The 4,982-nt window shown below is 72.1% G+C and carries 4 protein-coding genes; 3 read left to right on the forward strand and 1 reads right to left on the reverse strand.

Annotation, left to right across the window (positions count from 1 at the left end):
* The 3 genes from E1286_RS48680 to E1286_RS46030 form a co-directional block, all read left to right on the forward strand.
* On the forward strand, positions 1 to 606 hold a 606-nt coding region (locus E1286_RS48680; protein WP_165970240.1), incomplete at its 5' end, for a hypothetical protein.
* A gap of 9 nt (positions 607 to 615) precedes the next feature.
* A complete protein-coding gene (locus tag E1286_RS46025; RefSeq protein ID WP_132623547.1) occupies positions 616 to 1,572 on the forward strand; it encodes a hypothetical protein in 957 nt (318 codons plus the stop codon).
* Complete coding sequence (locus tag E1286_RS46030) at positions 1,572 to 3,653, forward strand: hypothetical protein (protein ID WP_132623549.1); 2,082 nt, start codon at positions 1,572 to 1,574, stop codon at positions 3,651 to 3,653. Before E1286_RS46025 ends, E1286_RS46030 begins: the two co-directional genes overlap by 1 nt.
* Before the next feature lie 32 nt (positions 3,654 to 3,685).
* Here the strand turns inward: E1286_RS46030 and E1286_RS48685 are convergent.
* A partial coding sequence (locus tag E1286_RS48685) for a hypothetical protein (RefSeq protein WP_223190945.1) occupies positions 3,686 to 4,982 on the reverse strand: 1,297 nt, incomplete at its 5' end.

Below are 4,982 nucleotides of genomic sequence, written 5' to 3' on the forward strand. Positions count from 1 at the left end.
CACCTGATCTGCGCCATCGAGACCACCGGCACCCAGGACGAACTGGAGGCCCGCTGCCACTGGCCCGCGTACCTCATCGACCTGCTGGCCGAGACCCCCACGCAGATCTCGATCATGAGCTATGGCACCCACGTCTTCGGCGAACGCCACCCGATCCACCTCCCGCCCAGGGTGGCCCTCTGGGCCGGCTCGGCGACCCAGGCCAGGCTGGCGCTGGATTCGCTGCGCCCCGCTCCGCCGACGTACCCGAACGCCGCCCAGGTGGAGGACGTCCTGGCCGAGCTGCGCGGCCGGCTCAGGCACGACGGCGCCCGTACCGCCCTGCTCACGGTCGGCGCGCGCCCGCCACACCCCCGCAGGGTCGGCAGGGACCGCGTGCCGCCCTGCCCGCTCCGGCACGACTGGCAGATCCTGCTGCAGGAGCTGGAGCAGCGCCACGGCGTGAAGTGCGCAGCCATCTGCGACGGCACCTCACCGGTCTGGGAGCGGCTCGGCCCGGCGGCGCTGTACCAGGTGGACGCGGTGGACGTCGAGGAGCTCGCCGCCCGTCTCGACCTGACGTCCACCGGGGGCACGCTCACCCTTCCCTTCGTCAGCTGGAAATGAGGACCGCGCGTGACCGAGACCGAACCGGCGCCCGACATCGCGATGTGGGGCGCCTCGGGTAGCGGCAAGACCGCCTTCCTCGCGGCGCTGAGCATCGCGTTGAACAAGGCCGAGACGAACTGGAAGCTGGTCGGCGAGAACCAGGCCTCGGGGGTCGAGCTGATCAAGCTCCGCAACAGGCTGCTGGACGATCGCAGGTTCCCCGACTCGACCGAGTCTCTGACGTACTACAACTGGCTGCTGATCGGCCCGGCGGAGGATCAGCGGCAGTGGTGGCGGCCATGGCGGACGCAGCCGGGCAAGGCCCCGAGGATCAGGCTCGACTTCCTGGACCCGCGCGGCGGCCTGTTCGCCGAACCGCAGGCCAGCGTCGACAAGGAGGCCCTGGTGTCCAGCCTGGTCAGGAGCCGCGGGCTGATCTACATGTTCGACCCCGACCGAGAGAGCCGGGTCGGCGACGCCTTCAAGCACCTTGACTCGGCGCTGAACGAGGTGGCCGCGCAGATGCTGGCGGGCAACGCGTACGCCGACGGCAAGCTCCCGCACCACATCGCCGTCTGCATCACGAAATATGACGACCCGCGGGTGCTGACGCTGGCGGACCGGTGGGGGTTCACCGAGCCCGATCTCAGTGACGAGCTGCGCATCCCGCGCGTGGCCGAGGACCGCGCCAGGGAGTTCTTCCACCGGCTCTGCCGGCACGGGCGCAACCACAACGCGGAGATGATCCTCGACCTGATCGAGACGTACTTCCACAAGGACCGCGTGAAGTTCTTCGTGACCTCGTCGGTGGGGATGTACATCGACGAGCGTTACGGCCAGTTCGATCCGGACGACTTCCTCAACGTCATCGACGACCCCAACGGAGGCCTCATGATCCGCGGCCCCGTCCGCCCCATCAACGTCATGGAGCCGGTGATCTGGCTCGGCGGCATGCTGAGGCCGCGCTCGATGAGGAGCGGGTGATGGTGGCGCGGCCGACCGCTCACTGGGCCGTCCTGGGCAAGACGCCGCAGAGCTTGGACGACTATGACGTGATCAGCTCCAGCACGGGAGCCCTGAGCAAGGCGGAGTTCTCCGACTGGCTCAAATCGTTCTCCTCAGGCACCGTGGAGCCCAAGGCGCTGCCGCGCGTGGCGGCCAGCCACTTCGTCCGATGCGGCGAGTCCTGGCTTGGCCTGTCCCTGCAGACGAAGCCGGAGTCCCAGGACGGCTTCCACCGTCCGTACACGATGACCTGGCACGTCTGCCTGCGCTGGGAGCAGGCCTCGAAGACCCCGATCTCCTACCGCGCCCTGTACGAGGCGCTGCTGAGGAAGGACTTCTCCGGCGAGAGCCCGTTCCGGCTCAGCCTGCGCGACTACGACCCGCCCAGGCTGTCCGGCGTCGCCAACGCGACGGCGCGCCGGGCGGCAGCGCTCCTGCTCACCGGCAGGCCCGTCTGCGTGGTCCGCTCGGAGCTCCCGATGGAGCAGCGGCTCGACTTCCTCGACGCCGTCGCTGCGCTCCTCCCGTACGGCATGCGCAGCGGACTCGCCGTCTCCACCTGGACCAACAGTGCCTCCAGGCACCGCATCCGGCTCTCCTTCGCCGATGTCGCCCCCGCCCACGGCGCCTGGGAGCTGCCCTGGGAGAAGGACGTTCCGTACGGTCTCCCCCCCGAGGCCCGCCTCTACGAGCAGGAACTCGCGCAGTACGAGCACGACGGCCTGGCCCGCCTGATCCGCCGCCTGGCCGCCCTTGACCGTCCGCTGGACCTCGACAGCGAGACCGACCGCGCCGAGGCCCTCGTGCGAGTACGCGAGCACACCGCGATCAGCTTGGCCTCCTCCGTGAAGCGGCTGCTCCCCGAGTCCCTCGACAGCCTCGCCGGCGCCGACGAGGCGCGGCTCCACGAGCTCAACGCCCATCTGTCGCAGGCACTCGACCGCGTCACCGACGACGACCGCCGGGCCTATCGCGACATCGTCAGACGGAACCTGACCCGGCTGCCCGACCGGCTGGCCGGCTCCCCCACCACGGAGACCTTCTTCGCGATCCTCCTGCGCCTCCTGTATGGCCCCGCTCTCCACCGCCACGACGTCGAGAACCTCAGCCACGACCTCGCCGGTCTCATCGAGGTCCCCCGCCCCCTCACCAAGGCGCTCAAGGCGGCATCCGCCCACTGCGAGCCGCTGGTCAAGCTGCTGATCGCCTTCTACATAGGCGACGCCAGGATGCGACAGCAGGTCGTCTCGACCATGACCGTCGACGAACTGCTCCACCTGATCGGGCGCTCCCGCGACACCATCGTGCTGAACGACGTCCTGCGCGAGCTCACCGGCCGCGACAGGAAGGAGGTCGCCCAGCAGCTCCACCGCCACCGCTACCTGGTCAAGCCGATCTCCGCCTGCCTCGGCGACGCCGGCCTGGAGCATCATCGCAGCATCCTGCGGCTCGGCCGCGACCGCCTGCTCCTCCCCACGGACATCGCACAGATCTTCGAGGCCCTGGACGAGGCCCCTCCCCAGCCGTTCATGCTCGCGATCATGGCGGAGAGCGGCCCGGGAACGGGTACGGCGCTGCTGGCGGGGCTGACCGCGCACGCGTTGAGACAGGAGGGTCTGGAAGGCCCGATCAAGCGGGAGATCGAGGACGGGCTCACCAGGATGACCGCCCCCGCGCTCACCCGCGTGCTGCGGAGCCCGCGCAGGCCCTTCGGCGGCTGGACCCGGGTGACGGCGTCCTCCCAGACCGACAGGATCCGCAAGCTCCAGGGCGCGATCCGACAGCAGTTCCCCACCCCGCTCACCGAGCGTGACGTGAAAGCGGCGCTCAACCGGCTCGACCACCCCGCCCGGCTGACGGACCTCCTCGCGATCATTGCGGAGAGCGGCCCTGGAACGGCTCGGGCGCTGATCTACTGGCTCGCCCAGCGCGCGGTCAACCAGCTGGGCTCCCGCCTCACCGCGGAGTCCCTCGCCGACATCAACCAGGGCCTGCAGCGGATGACCGGCCCCCGCCGCGCCCTGCCCCTGCCATGGCGCTCCACCCGAGGCCAGGCCTGACCCGCCCCTCTGCGAAGGCGTCGTCGGGCAGATCAGCCGGGAAAGGCGTCGGCGACCGGATCGAGTACGACGTGGCACCGACCTCTGCCGGCGGGGCCCGGCGTAGCCGATCCCGACGCGGAAGCCGCGCGGCTCGCCGGGCCCGCCGGCAGAGGGACGCGCAGCCCGTCGCGCATGGCCGCCACGCGCTCCTTGGACACGCCGATCTCCAGCAGCTGCTCGGAGATCTCCTCGCGCACGTGCTCGGGCAAGTCCCCGAACGCCCGCTCCGGCTCGCCCTCCTCCTCCGCCCGTTCCCCGTTCCCGGGCCCGTCGTCGTCCCCGGCGTTCGGGACGAGCCTGACGCGTACCTGGACCTCCCCGCCGTACACGGCCGCCACCCTCGCGCCGAGCGCAGCCGGCAGCAGCGGCACGGCCTCGGCGACGGCTTCTCCGGCCGGGGCGAAGGCCGCGGCGTGCTTGAGCGCGATCCTGGCCGCCCGCCCCTGGACCTCGTAGGAGACGTGCCCGAACGCGGCGGCCAGCGCGGGCGCCAGCGCGGCGGCGTGCGGCAACTCCCGCTCCAGCCGGCGCAGGCCCTCCAGGGCGAGCTTCGCCTCGGGGCGGAAGGTCAGCGCGCCGATCGCCTCGATGACCTCGGCTTCCTCGTGCGGGCCGCCGTACCTGACCTGGGCGAGCGCCAGCTCGGCGACCGCGCCGGGAGCGGTGGGCAGCAGCCGCAGGTAGTCGCGGACCCGGGCGGCGGCCTCCTGCGGCGTGGGGTCGAGCATCCGGTGCAGCCGGACGAAGAAGCGCAGGCCGATCGTGTCCCCGCCGCGCAGGAAGCGGCGCAGGCAGCCGTCCAGCAGCTCCCCGCGCGAGACCCGGCCGGCCGCCTGCAGCCGCTGGAGCAGGGACAGCCAGCGGGTGGGAACAGGCTCCAGGCGTTCCTCGCGCAGCACGCGGCCGGCGCCCTCGGCCTCGAAGATCCGCGGCAGCAGCGGGCCGATCAGCGGGTCGTCGGCGTCCGGGCGAGTCCGGAGCCAGGCGGTCACGAGCGGGTCGTGCTCGGGCGGCGGGGCTCCGCAGGCCCGCAGCAGCGCCAGCGCCAGCGGCGCGTTGCGGTCGTCGGCCGCGCGGATCTTCCCCGCCAGCCGGACGGCCGCGTCGGCCTGCCACCCGGCCGGGCGTGCGGTCAGCACCCGGACGACCTCCTGCACCCTGGGCCGGCGGCCGGCCAATTCGCGCCGGGTCAGCCAGGCGACCGCGGCGGCGGGGCCGGACAGGACGCCCGCTCCCACGATCCGCAGCACCTCCCCGTGCCCGCCGATGTCATCCCCCGCCTCGTCC

The organism is Nonomuraea terrae (assembly GCF_004348995.1).
In the GTDB taxonomy this organism is placed as follows: Bacteria; Actinomycetota; Actinomycetes; order Streptosporangiales; family Streptosporangiaceae; genus Nonomuraea; species Nonomuraea terrae.